This is a genomic window from Burkholderia sp. Ac-20365 (genome assembly GCF_017104715.1).
Taxonomy (GTDB): domain Bacteria; phylum Pseudomonadota; class Gammaproteobacteria; order Burkholderiales; family Burkholderiaceae; genus Paraburkholderia.
In genome coordinates this window covers 82,623-96,727 of the sequence record NZ_JAAGPI010000030.1, presented here as the reverse complement: position 1 = coordinate 96,727, position 14,105 = coordinate 82,623, and the positions used below count along the sequence as shown (strand labels likewise).

Sequence of the window (14,105 nt, the reverse complement as noted above, 5' to 3'; positions counted from 1 at the left end):
GTGTAGAAAAAGCGCGCTGGCAGGGCGCGCAAGAGGTCAGTGAGCCACGGCGCTTGCCGCGCGCTCCAAAGCGGTCTGGCGCGCGAAACGGTCGATCGCAAATGCATCGAGCGACAGGGAAGCCTTGCCGTCGAGCACCAGTTCGGACACGAGCCGCCCGCACGCCGGCCCAAGCTGGAAGCCGCTGCCGCAATAGCCGAACGAATAGACCAGATTCGACGCGCGGCGGCTTGGCGAGATGACGGGCAACGAGTCGTCGGTGAAGGCCTCGACGCCTGCCCACGCGCGATTCACGCCGAGATGGCGCAAATGCGGAAACAGATCGACGACGGTATTCGCGCTGCGCACGAGCCGCGCAAAGTCGACTTCGCCGTGACGGCCGTTCAGATCCGCAATCCCGATCAGCTTGCCGCCGATCACGACGGTGCCGTTGTCGAACTGCTTGAACGACAGCGGACGTCCCGTCGCGCCGAGCGTCGCGCGGCAAAACGGTGCGACGCGATGCGTGACCATCAGCATCAGGCCTTCGGGATGCACGGGAACGGGCTCGCCGACCTGTTCGGCAAGTTGCCCCGCCCACGCGCCCGCTGTGACAACGAGCTTTTCCGCGCTGAACTCGCCGCGCGGCGTGTGAGCGACCCAGCGCGTACCGCGCTGTTCGATACGTCCAACAGGCGTGCCTTCGAAAAACTGCGCGCCGTGACGTTGCGCGGCAAGGCGGAACGCGGTCGTCGTCCGGAACGGCAGCGCGTAACCGTCGCGCTCGACCCAGATGCCGCCGGTTACATGCGGCGCGAGCGCCGGTTCGAGTACCAGCACGGTTTCGCGATCGATGATCTTTTCGTGCGTAAAACCATGCGCTTCAAGTTCCGCGACGCGTGCGCGACACTCATCCAGTTCGGCTTCCGTTTCCGCAATCTTCAACTGGCCGGACGGCACGAAGCCGCCGTCGTCGCCGATCGTGTCGTGCATCGTGTGCCAGATTTCGCGCGACATCAACGCAAGCGGAATCTCGGGCAGCGGGCGGCCGAGCGTGCGCACGCCGCCCGCATTGACGCCCGACGAATGCCGCGCGACGTAATCGGCTTCCAGCACGATCACGTTCGTACCGCGCCGGGCCATGTGGAACGCGCTGCTCGATCCGTGCAGGCCGCCGCCGATCACCAGCACATCGGCTTCGCGCGTCGCGTTCGAAGTGGAGATGGCAGTGTCATTCACCGGCTAGCTCTCCCAGCGTGAGCGGCTTGATCGGCGGACGGATGCGGTAATAGCCGACTTCGTCCGGCGACACCTTGCGCGCATCGGCGATGACTTCGGTCACAGTCAACCCGCACATGCGTCCCTGGCACGGACCCATCCCGCAGCGTCCAAACGATTTCGCCTGGTTCGGTCCGAGACAGCCCAGTTCGACGAAGCCGCGCACGTCGCCCGCCGTCACTTCTTCACATCGGCAGACGATCACCTCGTCGTGTGGAATGCGGTTCGCGTCGCGCGGGCGGTACAGGCTGTCCAGAAAGGGGCGGATGCGCATCACGCTCTCCAGCGCGCGGCGATGCGGCGCGGCTTCGCGCTCGCGCGTGGCGGCGTCGATGGCGCCGAGCTGGCAGGCGGCCTGGAGCGCACTCAGCGCACCCTGTTCGGCTGCCGCAAGCGCACCGCCGATGCCGCCGCCATCGCCCGCGATAAAGATGCCGGGCACGTCGAGTTCGCCCCAAGCATCGGTCGTGGGCGTGAAGCACAGTTGCGCAGCGTCCCATTGATGCTGCGCCCGCAGCGAGAGCGTGAATTGGGTATTCGGCACGACACCCTGATGCAGCAGGATCACGTTCGCATCGATCTTGTGCGCGCGGCCTTGCGTCGTGAAGCTGAGCGCGGCGGCACGTTCGCCGCCGTCTGCGTCGGTCTTCGACTCGACGCGCAGATCGTCGGCGGCTTCGTAGATGGGCACGCCCGCGGCACGCAGCGTGCGGATCAGTTGCAGGCCTTTGCTGAGAAACGGCCATGCGCGCAGCGCGGAGAGCAGGTGCTTCTTCGCGCGCCAGCGGTCTTCGTGACGCGTCGTATCGACCAGCGCGCGGATTGGCACACCCGCGCGCACGTATTGCCAGCCGAGCAGATAAAGCAGTGGACCGCAGCCAGCCAGAACGGGCGGCTCGGCGGGCACTTCGCCCGCGCTCTTCAGCAGGATCTGCGCGGCGCCCGCCGTCAGCACGCCGGGCAGCGTCCAGCCGGGAATCGGAAATGGGCGTTCGAGCGCGCCTGTCGCGAGAATCACGCGCTTTGCATCGAAGCTGCCGACCTTGCCGTCCTTCAGGTAATGCACGGCGCGCTCGCGCGTCACCTGCCACACGGATGCATGCGCGACATGCCGCGCGCCCGAACGCGCGAACGCGTCAGCGAGCGACGCGCCCGCTGCATAGTCAGGGCCGAGAATCTCCTTGCGGCGGGCATCGGCGCGGCCGATTGCACGATAGATCTGCCCGCCGACGGCATCCTGCTCGTCCAGCAGCACGACGGACAGCCCGGCACGCGCCGCACGCGTGGCCGCGCTCATGCCTGCGGGACCGGCGCCGACCACGACGACATCGACGGCTTCCGACGCAAAACTCGATAAGGTTTCTGCAGCGTAATCAGCGGGCATGAGCATCCTCCAGCGAAACAGCTTCCGGCGGCAGATCGCGCGCGCCTTCCTGCGAATGGATGCGCATGCCGTCGCGCACCGTCACCATGCAGCTTTGCCGGCTCGGCACGCCGTCAATCTCGACCAGACACTCGAAGCACGCGCCCATCATGCAGAACGGCGCGCGCGGCGCGCCGGAGACGGGCGTCGCGCGAAACCGCGCGATGCCGGCAGCGAGCAGCGCCGCCGCCACCGACCGGCCGCCCGGCACGCGCAGCGGCTGATCGTTGAACCAGATGTCGACGGGCGCATCGGCGCCGGGCAGGGCCTTGAATAGCGGTGTGGAAGTCATGTCGGAATCAGTGAGCGGGGATGAGAGCAGGGGATTCGAGAAAGCGCGTGCCGGACAGCGCGGGAATGTCATCGGGCATCGCGCCGCCGACGATCCACGGCGCGATGCGCAGCGCGTGCGCAGCGGCGAGCGTCACGCCGCTATGGCAGGTGACGACGAACGCGCCGGGATGCTGTGCGGATTCGTCGTAGATCGGAAAACCGTCCGGGCTGTAGACACGCAGCGCGGCCCACGTGCGCACCAGCCGCACGTTTTTCAGCAGCGGGAAGGCGCGCACGCCGCGTCGCGCGATGTCGGATAGCACGGGCGTGGTCGTGAAATCGTTGAAGCCGACTTCTTCCATCGAGTCGCCGAATTGCAGCGTGCCTTCGTCGGTTTGCCGCACGTTGAGCGTCGGGTAGTGCAGGAACGGCGCGACACGTTCGCTGATCAGCACCTGTCCGCGATTCGGCGCGACGGGCGCATGCAGGCCGACGTGCGGCGCAAGCGCGCGGTTGCCGAGCCCAGCGGCGAGCACGACGCGCGCGGCACGATAGACGCCACGCTTGCCTTGCACCGCGAACCCGCCGCTTTCGGGCGTGATGCGCAGCGCTTCTTCGTTGTTGACGAGCTTCACGCCGCGCTGCTGCATGCCCGCGTGCAGCGCGCGTAGCAGCTTGAGCGGATTGACGTGGCCGTCCATCGGCGTGTAACTCGCGCCGATCACGTCGGGGCCGATCTGGGGAATGCGCTCACGCACTTCGCGCGCATCGAGCAATTCATACGGATAGTCGCCAAGCTCACGCTGCAAGGTACTGAACCGCTTCGCGCGTTCGGCGATTTCGTCTTCGGAGAAGAAGAAATGAAAGCCGCCCGGCTGACGCAGCGCGACGTCGATGCCTGTTTCATCGAGCAACGCCGCAGCGAGCGATGGCCAGCGCGAAGCCGAACTACGCGACCAGCGCGCATAAGGCGACAGGCCATAGCCCTTGCCCTGGATCCACACCAGCCCGAAGTTGCCGCGCGAGGCGCGAAACGCGCCGTCGTCCTGGTCCAGCACGGTCACTTTCGCGCCTTCACGCGCCAGGCCCCAGGCGACAGCGGAACCGACCAGCCCGCCGCCCAGCACGAGCACATCGGGATTGGCGGAAGTAGTGCGGATCATCGGGCTTCTCCGATCAGGATGCGGTCCAGTCCGACCATGCGGTCGAGCAGCACCATCAGCAGTACCGTGCCGACAATCAGCACCGCCGACACGGACGCGACGAGGGGATCGATGGTCTGCGCGATCTGGTTGTACATGGCGACGGGCAGCGTGGTCGTGCCGGGCGTCGCGACGAAAATGGTCATCGTGAGTTCGTCGAAGCTCTGGATGAACGACAGCACCCAGCCGCCCGCAACGCCGGTGCGGATCATCGGCAGCACGACGCGGCGGAACGCGGTGAAGCGGCTCGCGCCACACGACAGTGCTGCACGTTCTGCATCGCGGTCGAGCCCGACTGCCGACGACAACGCGAGCCGCAGCGCATACGGCAGCACGATGATCACGTGCGTCGCGACCAGCGCCCAGAACGAGCCGCTCAGATGCAGCAGCGACAGGAAGCGCAGGAACGCGATGCCGAGCACGACGGCGGGGATCATCATCGGCGAGAGGAAGAAGCTCATCAGCGCGGCGCGGCCGGTGAAGCGGTAACGCGCAATCGCGAGTGCAGCGGGCACGGCAAGCGCGACGCCGATGGTCGCCGCCGCGAACGCGAGCCGCACCGAGAGCCAGAACGCCGACACGATGTCGCCGTTCTCCAGGATCGCGCGAAACCAGCGCAGCGACGCGCCGTCGAAGGGCATCGAAATGAAGCCTTTGTCGGTGAAAGCGACCAGCATCACCACGACGAGCGGCGCGAGGATGAAAGTAAGGAACAGCGCGTTGAACAGCAGGCCCCAGAATCCGTTCTGTTTCATGACGTCACTCGAAAATGTGCTTGAAACGGCGTTCGGCGAGACGGCTGCAACCCATCACGATCGCGACGTTCGCGATCAGCAGCAGTACGGCGATGCTTGCGCCGAGCGGCCAGTTCAGCGTGCCGAGGAACTCGTCGTAGGCGGCTGTCGCAACAACCTTCAGACGACGCCCGCCGATCAACGCAGGCGTAGCGAACGCCGAGGCAGACAGCGCGAACACGATGATCGAACCGGACAGCACGCCCGGCATGATCTGCGGCAGCACCACGCGGCGAAACACGCGCAGCGGCGAGCCGCCCATCGAGAGCCCCGCCCATTCGACCTGCGGATCGAGCTTTTGCAGCGTCGCCCACACGGACATCACCATGAACGGCACCAGCACGTGTGTCAGCGCGATGATCATGCCCGTCATCGTGAAGACGAGGCGGATCGGCTCGGACGTGATGTGTATCGCTTGCAATGCGTTGTTGAGCACGCCGTTATTGCCGAGCAGGATTTGCCAGCCGAGCGTGCGCACCACGACGGAAATCAGCAGCGGGCCGAGCACGATCAGCAGACACAGCGATTGCCAGGGCCGCTTCATGCGCGCGAGCACGATTGTTTCCGGCACGCCTAGCAGTACGCTCAGCAGCGTCACGGCGAGCGCGAGGCCCGCTGTGCGCAGGAAGATTTCGCCGTAGTACGGATCGCTCAGGACTTCGGCGTAGTTCTTCAGCGTGTATGCGGCCTCGACGCCCGCCACATCGCTGAACACGCGAAACGACAACAGCAGTGTCAGCACGAGCGGCACGAACAGCAGCGCGCCGAACAGCAGTAGAGCGGGTGAGGAGAGCAGCCACGGCGCGGCGCCTGCACGCGAGTCGTCAAGCGTTGCCATGAGCGCTCTCCCGGGTCAGCACGCGCAGATCGTCGTCGGTGAACGAGAGGCCGACTTCGTTGCCTTCGTCGGGCGGCGGCGCGCCGAAGTTCGGTTGCGCGATATGAAGCTTGCCGAGCGCCGTATCGACTTCGAGCAGCCACTGATTCCCGATGAACACGCGGTTCGCAACGCGCCCGTGCATGCGCGCATCGCCATTCGCGAGCCGAACTTTCTCGGGTCGAATGTAGACATGCACCGCGCCTTCGACGTCGCGGCCTTCGTGCGGCACATGCAGCGTCGTGCCCGCGACGTCCACGACTGCACAACGCGGATTGCGCGCCCGCACTTCGCCAGGCAGCGTATTCGTGCGGCCAAGAAATGTGGATGCGAATGGCGTGGCAGGGCGTTCATAAGCATCGAACGGCGTGCTGAGTTGCGCGATACGCCCTTTGTGCAGTACGGCGATGCGGTCGCTCATCGTCATTGCTTCGACCTGATCGTGCGTGACGAGAATCGTCGTGATGCCGAGGCGCTTCTGGATCGCGCGCAGTTCGATGTGCATTTCCTCGCGCAACTTCGCGTCGAGGTTCGACATCGGCTCGTCGAGCAACAGCAGTTCGGGGCGCATTGCCAATGCACGCGCAATTGCGACGCGCTGGCGCTGGCCGCCCGACAGTTCCTTCGGATAGCGCGTATCGAGTCCTTTCAGCCGCACCAGATCGAGCGCTTCGGCCACACGTACCGCGCGCTCGTCGCGCTTCATGTTGCGCATCTCGAGACCGAAGCCGACGTTGCCCGCCACTGTCATGTGCGGAAACAGCGCGTAGCTCTGGAACACGACGCCCATGCCGCGCTTCTCGGGACGCTCGTTCGTGATATCGCGGCCGCCGAGCGTGATGCGGCCCGCGCTCGGCGCGACGAAGCCAGCGATCATCTGCAGCGTGGTCGTCTTGCCGCAACCGGACGGGCCGAGCAGCGAGAGAAATTCGCCGCGTTCGACGGACAGATCGATATGCTCGACGGCAGTGAAGTCGCCATAGCGCTTCGAGATGCCTTGCAGGGTGAGGAAGGTCATAAGCGTCGGTCCTGTTCGGAGGCGGGCGTAGGGACTGTGGAGCGGCTGCGCGGCCTAGCGTTCGACCGAGCGGTTCCAGCGCTCCGTCCATTCCGTGCGATGCTGGTTGATCGTGGTCCAGTCCATCGCCGTCAGCTTGCTGATCTGATCCGCGCCGTAAGGCACGCGTGCGGCAACGTCAGGCGTCAGCTTGACGGTCTTGTTGACGGGGCCGAGGCCGATGCCTTGCGCCTGCATCGCCTGCACTTCGGGGCTCAGCAGATACTGGACGAAGTCCTGCGAAAGCTTGGGCTGCGCGTTCTCGGCCAGCGAGCAGGCCGCGACCTGCAACGCCACGCCGCCTTCCTTCGGGTAGACGAACTTGAGCGGGAAGCCCGTGTTCTGCAGCGCGACCGCGCGGCCGCTGCCGTACGGCGCGATGATCACGTCGCCGGCCTGCATCAGGCCGTCCATCTCGCCGGGCGTCGGCGCCCACGACAGCACGTCGGGCGCGACCTGCTTTGTCATCGCGGTGAAGCCAGGGTCGATGTTCTTTTCGCCGCCGCCGTTCAGACGCGCGAGCATCACGAGCGTATGCAGGCCATACGTGTTGGTGATGGGCGGCACGCCGAGCTTGCCCTTCAGACGCTTGTCGGTGAGTACCTGCCATGAATCGGGCGCGGGCAGGCCGAGTTTTTTGAACGCCTCTTCGTTGTAGCCGATCCCCGTCGCCACCATGCCGACGCCAACCGCCGTCGGGCCGAGCCGCGCAAGCGGATAGAGGTCCTTCATCACGGGCGCTTCATCGACCTTCGCGCACAGACCCAGCTGCATTGCCTGATACATCGGGCCGTCGTCCATCACCGCGACGTTGATCTGCTGATGACCCTTCTGCGCCTGGAGTTTCGCGAGCGTGTCGCTCGAATTGCCCGCCACGTAGACGATCTTCACGTCATGCGCTTTTTCGAACGGCGGAATGATTTTCTGGCGATAGAGCTGTTCGTTCGAGCCGCCGACATTCGCGACATAGAGCGTCGTTTCGGCGTGAGCCTGATAAGTCGCGGTCAGACAGGCGAGGGTTAACGCAGAGGAGAGAACACGGATCGTAAAACGGCAACGGCTGCGCAGCGTTTCTTGCATGACGACGATCTCCAGTCAGTGTGGGAAGGGACGCTCTGGTGGCGTGTCCATGCAGCACAGTCTGGTCCGCAATGGTCATATCGTCCAATACGAATAAAATAGCAATCCATACATGGTTGATATGGGTTGATGCCGATGAACCTGAAACATATCGAGGCGTTCCGCGCGGTCATGGTGGCGGGGTCGATGACGGCGGCGGCGAAGGCGCTCTTCACGTCGCAGCCGAACGTGAGCCGTCTGATTTCGCAGCTCGAACGCGAGACGGGCTTGCTGCTATTCCAGCGCAGCGGCGTGCGGCTGATTCCGACCAGCGAAGGCACGGCGTTCTTTCGCGAAGTCGAACGCGCGTATGTCGGCTTGCAGGGACTGACGAATGCTGCCGCGCAAATTCGCAATCTGGGCAGCGGACGTCTGCGTATCGCGGCCATGCCGTCAGCGGGTCTTACGCTGGTGCCGCATGCGATCAAGCGGTTTCAGGCGCTGCATCCTGGTGTGACGGTGTCGTTGCATGTGAACACGTCGGGCACGGTGAATCACTGGACCGCGTCGCAGTTCTGCGATCTGGGGGTGGCCGTGTATATCAGCGAAGCATCGAATTGCGATGTCGAGATGCTCTCGAAGGTCGCCGCTGTCTGCGTGATGCCGGCTGCGCACCGGCTCGCATCGAAGGCGGTGATCAAACCGGAAGATCTGGAAGGCGAGTCGTTCATCTCGCTGTGTCATGGCGACGGCACGCGCGCGCAGATGGACGAGGTGTTCGTGCGGGCCGGTGTCGAACGCAAGCTCGCGATCGAGGCGCAATACACGGCGATCTGCTGTGAACTGGTGCGATGCGGAATGGGCGTGACGCTGGCGCATCCGGGCGTGGCGCTGGATTTCGCCGGGCCCGATATCGCTATCCGGCCGTTCTCGCCGCCAGTGATGTTTCCGATGTATCTGCTGTTTCCGCCGCATCGGCCGCGCGAACGGTTGGCCTCGGCGTTCGTCGAAGTGCTCCGCGCGGAGCATGAGGAACTGATGGGGAAACTGGCGAAAATCGTGCCGGAGACGGCACCGAAACCGGCGCGCAAGCGCAGCGCGAAGGGCCGCGCCTGATGACGGTTGCCGCGAACGCGAGGGCGTGAGCGCGGCAACGTCTGTGAGGCTTTACAGGTAGCTGCAGACGTAGTCGAGCGTTTCGACCACGTCGATATCGAAGCGGCTGTTGGCCGGCACCGAGAACGACTCGCCTGCGGCGTAAGTCTTCCATTCGTCGCTGCCTGCGAGACGGATGCGGCACTTGCCTGCCTGCACTTCCATCAGTTCAGCTGCGTCGGTACCGAAGTTGAGCGTGCCGGGCAGGATCACGCCGAGCGTCTTGCGCGTGCCGTCGGCGAAGAGCACGGTGTGCGACACGCACTTGCCGTCGAAGTAGACATTGGCGCGTTTGACAACGGAAACCTGATCGAATTGCGTTGCAGCCGTCATGGCGGTGTTCCTATGAGTCGTGTTGAAAAGTAGCGGCGCCATCCACTGGCAATGACGCGAGCCCGCCATCATACCAATCCCCGCGGACGTCTAACGGATCTGCACCGGAGGTGTTCCGAACCCGGAGAAACCCTCAGAGCGTTCGATCATCGCGCACATCTGCGCGATGATCGAACGAAATATCGTAGTAATCTCTTGTGCATCTGGGGTGCGGGGCGCTACTCTGCGGTCCATCTGATGACATCTGAGCGTCGTCAGCCTACAAGCTAGGAGACAACCATGACCGCAGTCCCGGCACACGAGCCCCAAGGCAACCACCAATCCAAGAAAGCTGCCGCCAGCGGCTGGATCGGATCGGCGCTTGAATACTACGATTTCTTCATCTATGCGACCGCTTCGGCGCTGATCTTTCCTCAGATCTTCTTTCCGAAGGGCAATGCGACGACGGCTATCGTCGCGTCGCTGGCGACCTACGGCGTGGGTTACGTCGCACGGCCAATTGGCGCATTCGTGCTCGGCCATCTCGGCGATACGCACGGTCGCAAGAAAGTGCTGCTGGCCTGTATGTTCCTGATGGGTTTCTCGACGATCGGCGTCGGCCTGCTGCCCACGTACGATCAGGTCGGTCTGCTGGCTCCCGTGCTGCTCGTGCTCATGCGCCTCGTGCAGGGCTTCGCGGTGGCGGGTGAAATCTCCGGCGCCAGCTCGATGATTCTGGAGCACGCACCGTTCGGACGGCGCGGCTTCTACTCCAGCTTCACGCTGCAAGGCGTGCAGGCAGGGCAGATTCTGGCCGCCGCGGTGTTCCTGCCGCTCGCACACTACATGCCTGCCGAGCAGTTCAACGTCTGGGGCTGGCGCATTCCGTTCCTGCTGAGCGTCGTCGTCATCTTCGCGGGCTGGGTCATCCGCCGCAAAGTCGATGAAACGCCGGCCTTCACGGACGAAGGCCAACGTACGGCGCGTTCCACGTCGCCCGTGATCGACGCGTTCAAGTACAGCACGCCGAACATCCTGCGCGTGATCTGCATGGCGCTGATGAACGTGATTCCCGTCGTGGCCACCATCTTCGGTGCAGCCTACGCGGTGCAACCGGCCTACGGCATCGGTTTCGCGAAAGACGTGTACCTGTGGATTCCGGTGGTCGGCAACATCGTCGCGGTGCTGGTGATTCCGTACGTCGGCAACCTGTCGGACAAGATCGGCCGCAAGCCGCCGATGATCGTCGGTTCGCTGCTGTCGGGCCTGCTCGCCTTCGCCTATCTGTACGCGATCAGCATCCATAACGTGCCGGTTGCGTTCGTGATGTCGATCCTGATGTGGGGCATCGTGTATCAGGGCTATAACGCCGTGTTCCCGAGCTTCTACCCGGAACTGTTCCCGACCCGCACCCGCGTTTCGGCGATGGCGATTGCACAGAACATCGGTACCGCGATCACGGCCATGCTGCCCGCGCTGTTCACGGCCGTGGCACCTCCGGGAGCCACCAACATCTGGCTGACGGTCGGCGCGCTCGCTTTCGCGGTCACCATCATTGCCTCGCTGGCCGCATTCAGCGCCCGTGAAACGTACCGTGTGCACATGGACGAACTCGGCAAGCCCGACGCGCATCCCGTCGACAAGACCGAGTACGATGCAGCACGGGCTGCTGCATTCGCCCACTGAAGCACGCTAAAGCCCGCTGAGCGGATCCAGACGCCTGAGAGAGCACCACCGACCATGATTTCCGGAAAGACCACCCTCATCGCGCACATCGGTTTTCCGACCGAGAGCTTCAAGTCGCCGATGATTTACAACCCATGGTTCGATCGCAAGGGTATTGACGCGGTCGTGGTGCCGATGGGCGTCAAGGCGGAAGATTACGAGCAGAGCTTCAAGTCGATCTTCCGCTTCACCAATCTGCGTGGGGCGCTCATCACGATGCCGCACAAGGTGACGACGGTTGGACTGGTCGATGAAGTGACGCCCGCCGTGCGCATCGCGGGCGCCTGCAACGCGGTGCTCAAGCGTCCCGATGGCACGCTGCTCGGCGATCAGTTCGACGGTGCAGGCTTCGTGCGCGGCGTGCTGCGCAAGGGGCGTCAACTGAAGGGCGCGCGCGTGCTGGTGTCGGGATCGGGCGGCGTCGGCTCGGCCATTGCAGCGTCGCTGGCGGCGGCGGGCGTGGGCGAGCTGGCTCTGTTCGATACGCGTGCCGATTCCGCCGAAGGGCTTGCGCAGCGCTTGCGCGAGCACTACCCGGAAATGGCGGTGCGTACGGGCTCGAAAGATCCCGATGGTTATGACGTCGTCGTGAACGCGACGCCGCTCGGCATGAAGGAAGGCGATCCGCTTCCTTTCGACGTCGCGCGCATCTCGCCGCAAACTTTTGTCGGCGAAGTCGTGATGAAATCGGAGTACACGCCGTTTCTGCGCGCCGCGCGTGAGAAGGGCTGCGACGTGCAGGTCGGCACCGACATGCTGTTCGAGATGATTCCGGCCTATCTGGAGTTCTTCGGCTTCGGGACTGCGACGCCCGAAGAACTGCGCGACGCGGCGACGATTGCGTACTGAGTTACCGCTTCGATGTCCCCTTGGCAGCCTGGCATGTTGACGTGTGCCAGGCTGTTGTCTTTCCGGCTCCGGGCCGCCGGATAAACGGCGCCTGAGCGTTTCCGCTCAATCGACGACAGCCACGATATTCACCGTCCCCTGTCGTGCCATCTTCGCGTACGGGCACAGGCGCTCCGCGTTCCGCACCAGTTCTTCCGCCACCGCGCGCTCCACGCCCGGTATGCGCACCCGCACATCGATAACTAGCGCATAGCCCCCATCCATCGGATCGCGGCCAAAGGCGACCTGTACGTCGACGGCGATATTGTCGAGTTCCATTTTTGCGCGCTTGCCGAGCAGGTTGAGCGCGCCGTGGAAGCAGCCGGCAAAGCCTGCCGCAAACAGCTGTTCCGGGTTGGTTCCGTCGCCGGAGCCGCCGAGCTGGGTGGGCAGACGCAGTTCGAGATCCAGATTGCCGTCGTCGGAACGCACCACGCCGGACGCGCGGCCGTGTCCCGTCTCGCCGCCCGATACCGTGACCGTCGTCGTGTACAGCGGCTCGAATTCCTTGCCACGATAGCGATCCAGCAGCGTCAGCGGGGGCGCCTCCAGTTTCCTGTTCATGGTTTGTTCTCTCCCAGGCAGCAAGACTTTTGAACCACCCTCGGCGGTATCGCAGGCCGCACACGAATACAGGTACGGCGACAGCGGACCCGTTCCCATGCTAAGTGACGGAACAATGTCGCGGTAGAGCCACGGCGGGACTCACGGTGTTTCCCATTTGGCGTCAATCGTCGGCGCGCTTTATGTTCAGTCGAATCGCGTTGCGGCGGGATGCGGTCCCACATCCGGTCGATGTGTCCTACACTGGGAAAGCCAGCCGTAAGGCCGCGCCGCCAGGCGTCTCGTAGACGGGACTTGCGGCACATCTTTCCTTCCTGTCAGCGGGCTCAGCAGATTCCTTGATGGCCTCGCTTCGCAGCGAGATCGCTGCGCAATCTCAAGAGTGGGAGCCGTCGATGGATCAACTGGATGCATCGCAGCATGCTTTTCGCGTCGGCTTGCCGAACCCCGCCGACACCTTGTCCACCTGCTTCTCGACCAGCTACGCGGGCATCATCGCCTTCATGGCGGTCGCTACGGAAGGCAGTTTCGCGAAAGCGGGCGAGCGCCTGGGCATCGGTCGATCGGCTGTGAGCCGCAACGTCCAGAAGCTCGAATCGCAACTCAGCACGCGGCTTTTTCTTCGTACGACGCGCTCGACGCATTTGACGCGCGAAGGCGAGCGCTTCTTCGAGAACTGCAATCAGGGCGTCACGCATATCGTCGAAGCGATGAACGACATGCTCGACCTGCGACAGGGTCCGCCGCGCGGCCTGCTTCGTATCAGCGCGAACGTGGGGTTCGGGCGCAAGGTCGTGGCGCCGTTGCTCGCGCAGTTCTGCGAGGCGTACCCCGACATTGCCGTCGATCTGCTGCTGGACGACAGGCCGACGGATTTCGCCGCCGAGCAGATCGACGTGGCGTTTCGCGACGGCTGTATCGAAGATTCCAGCATCATTGCGAAGCAGCTGATCCCGATGCAAATGGTGCTGTGCGCGTCGCCTCGCTATGCAGACAGGCACGGACTGCCCGAGACGCTCGACGATCTGGCGCAGCACGAATGCATCAATCTCAGGTTCTCGGGCGGACGCGTGTTCGAATGGGAGTTCAAGGTGGACGGCCATATGCGCAAGGTGCTGCCGACGGCCCGATTGACCTTCAACGATTCCGAACTCGTGTTGCGCGCAGTGCTGGAAGGGCGCGGCATTGCACAACTGCCGGGCTATCAGACAGGCGATCACATCGCACGCAACGAACTCGTGATGGCATTGCGGCGGTACGTTCCGGACGATCGGGGACACTACATCTGCTATCTGTGCCGTCAGCATTTGCCGTCGCGCATCCGTGTATTCGTCGACTACATGACCGAGCGGATCCGGGCGCTGAATGTGCTTTGTCTCGACGATTTTTATCTGGATTCGCTGGCAAGCGAGAGCCCGGGCGTGAAGCACTAGGCACGGGTAACAGCCATTGGTGCGTCCGCGGAAACGCTGAGTGTTCCCGTGCGTGTCTACCCATACGACAACCCGCCTCCTACCAT

14 protein-coding genes are annotated in these 14,105 nt (G+C 64.1%); 4 read left to right on the top strand and 10 right to left on the bottom strand.

Features of this window, described 5'->3' with window-relative positions; genetic code table 11:
* Nucleotides 1-36: 36 nt before the first annotated feature.
* Genes G3O01_RS34100 through G3O01_RS34065 form a run of 8 tightly spaced genes read right to left on the bottom strand, consistent with a single transcriptional unit; the run spans nucleotide 37 to nucleotide 7,963 of the window.
* On the bottom strand, nucleotides 37-1,218 hold the full coding sequence (locus tag G3O01_RS34100) for an FAD-binding oxidoreductase (RefSeq protein ID WP_205811388.1): 1,182 nt from the start codon (nucleotides 1,216-1,218) through the stop codon (nucleotides 37-39).
* Nucleotides 1,211-2,641 carry an FAD-dependent oxidoreductase gene (locus tag G3O01_RS34095; RefSeq protein ID WP_205811387.1) on the bottom strand — a complete coding sequence of 477 codons (1,431 nt, stop codon included), beginning with the start codon at nucleotides 2,639-2,641 and terminating at the stop codon, nucleotides 1,211-1,213. Before G3O01_RS34095 ends, G3O01_RS34100 begins: the two co-directional genes overlap by 8 nt.
* Nucleotides 2,631-2,972: a (2Fe-2S)-binding protein gene (locus G3O01_RS34090; protein ID WP_205811386.1), complete on the bottom strand. Its 342-nt coding sequence runs from the start codon at nucleotides 2,970-2,972 to the stop codon at nucleotides 2,631-2,633. Before G3O01_RS34090 ends, G3O01_RS34095 begins: the two co-directional genes overlap by 11 nt.
* 7 nt (nucleotides 2,973-2,979) lie before the next feature.
* Complete coding sequence (locus tag G3O01_RS34085) at nucleotides 2,980-4,116, bottom strand: FAD-dependent oxidoreductase (protein ID WP_205811385.1); 1,137 nt, start codon at nucleotides 4,114-4,116, stop codon at nucleotides 2,980-2,982.
* Nucleotides 4,113-4,910: an ABC transporter permease gene (locus G3O01_RS34080; protein ID WP_205811384.1), complete on the bottom strand. Its 798-nt coding sequence runs from the start codon at nucleotides 4,908-4,910 to the stop codon at nucleotides 4,113-4,115. The genes G3O01_RS34085 and G3O01_RS34080 overlap by 4 nt, the downstream gene beginning before the upstream one ends.
* Before the next feature lie 4 nt (nucleotides 4,911-4,914).
* Complete coding sequence (locus G3O01_RS34075; RefSeq protein ID WP_205811383.1) at nucleotides 4,915-5,787, bottom strand: ABC transporter permease; 873 nt, start codon at nucleotides 5,785-5,787, stop codon at nucleotides 4,915-4,917.
* On the bottom strand, nucleotides 5,774-6,844 hold the full coding sequence (locus tag G3O01_RS34070) for an ABC transporter ATP-binding protein (protein WP_205811382.1): 1,071 nt from the start codon (nucleotides 6,842-6,844) through the stop codon (nucleotides 5,774-5,776). The genes G3O01_RS34075 and G3O01_RS34070 overlap by 14 nt, the downstream gene beginning before the upstream one ends.
* A 54-nt stretch (nucleotides 6,845-6,898) precedes the next feature.
* Complete coding sequence (locus G3O01_RS34065) at nucleotides 6,899-7,963, bottom strand: ABC transporter substrate-binding protein (RefSeq protein ID WP_205811381.1); 1,065 nt, start codon at nucleotides 7,961-7,963, stop codon at nucleotides 6,899-6,901.
* Nucleotides 7,964-8,098: 135 nt separating this feature from the next.
* Between G3O01_RS34065 and G3O01_RS34060 the strand changes: the two genes are divergently transcribed.
* Nucleotides 8,099-9,058 (top strand): LysR substrate-binding domain-containing protein, encoded by a 960-nt coding sequence (locus tag G3O01_RS34060; protein WP_205811380.1) that lies wholly within the window; start codon nucleotides 8,099-8,101, stop codon nucleotides 9,056-9,058.
* Between the two features lie 51 nt (nucleotides 9,059-9,109).
* On the opposite strand, the gene G3O01_RS34055 is transcribed toward G3O01_RS34060, so the two are convergent.
* Nucleotides 9,110-9,430 (bottom strand): pyrimidine/purine nucleoside phosphorylase, encoded by a 321-nt coding sequence (locus tag G3O01_RS34055; protein WP_205811379.1) that lies wholly within the window; start codon nucleotides 9,428-9,430, stop codon nucleotides 9,110-9,112.
* 279 nt (nucleotides 9,431-9,709) lie between these two features.
* Between G3O01_RS34055 and G3O01_RS34050 the strand changes: the two genes are divergently transcribed.
* Nucleotides 9,710-11,095 (top strand): MFS transporter, encoded by a 1,386-nt coding sequence (locus tag G3O01_RS34050; RefSeq protein WP_205811378.1) that lies wholly within the window; start codon nucleotides 9,710-9,712, stop codon nucleotides 11,093-11,095.
* A gap of 54 nt (nucleotides 11,096-11,149) precedes the next feature.
* Nucleotides 11,150-11,983: a ThiF family adenylyltransferase gene (locus G3O01_RS34045; protein WP_205811377.1), complete on the top strand. Its 834-nt coding sequence runs from the start codon at nucleotides 11,150-11,152 to the stop codon at nucleotides 11,981-11,983.
* A 105-nt stretch (nucleotides 11,984-12,088) separates the two neighbouring features.
* Here G3O01_RS34045 and G3O01_RS34040 read toward each other — a convergent pair whose 3' ends face one another.
* Nucleotides 12,089-12,586, bottom strand: coding sequence for an Ohr family peroxiredoxin (locus tag G3O01_RS34040; RefSeq protein ID WP_205811376.1), 498 nt, complete (start codon nucleotides 12,584-12,586; stop codon nucleotides 12,089-12,091).
* A 395-nt stretch (nucleotides 12,587-12,981) separates the two neighbouring features.
* On the opposite strand from G3O01_RS34040, the gene G3O01_RS34035 reads away from it, so the two are divergent.
* Entirely contained in the window at nucleotides 12,982-14,019 is a 1,038-nt protein-coding gene (locus G3O01_RS34035; protein ID WP_205811417.1) for a LysR family transcriptional regulator, read from the top strand.
* Nucleotides 14,020-14,105: the final 86 nt, after the last annotated feature.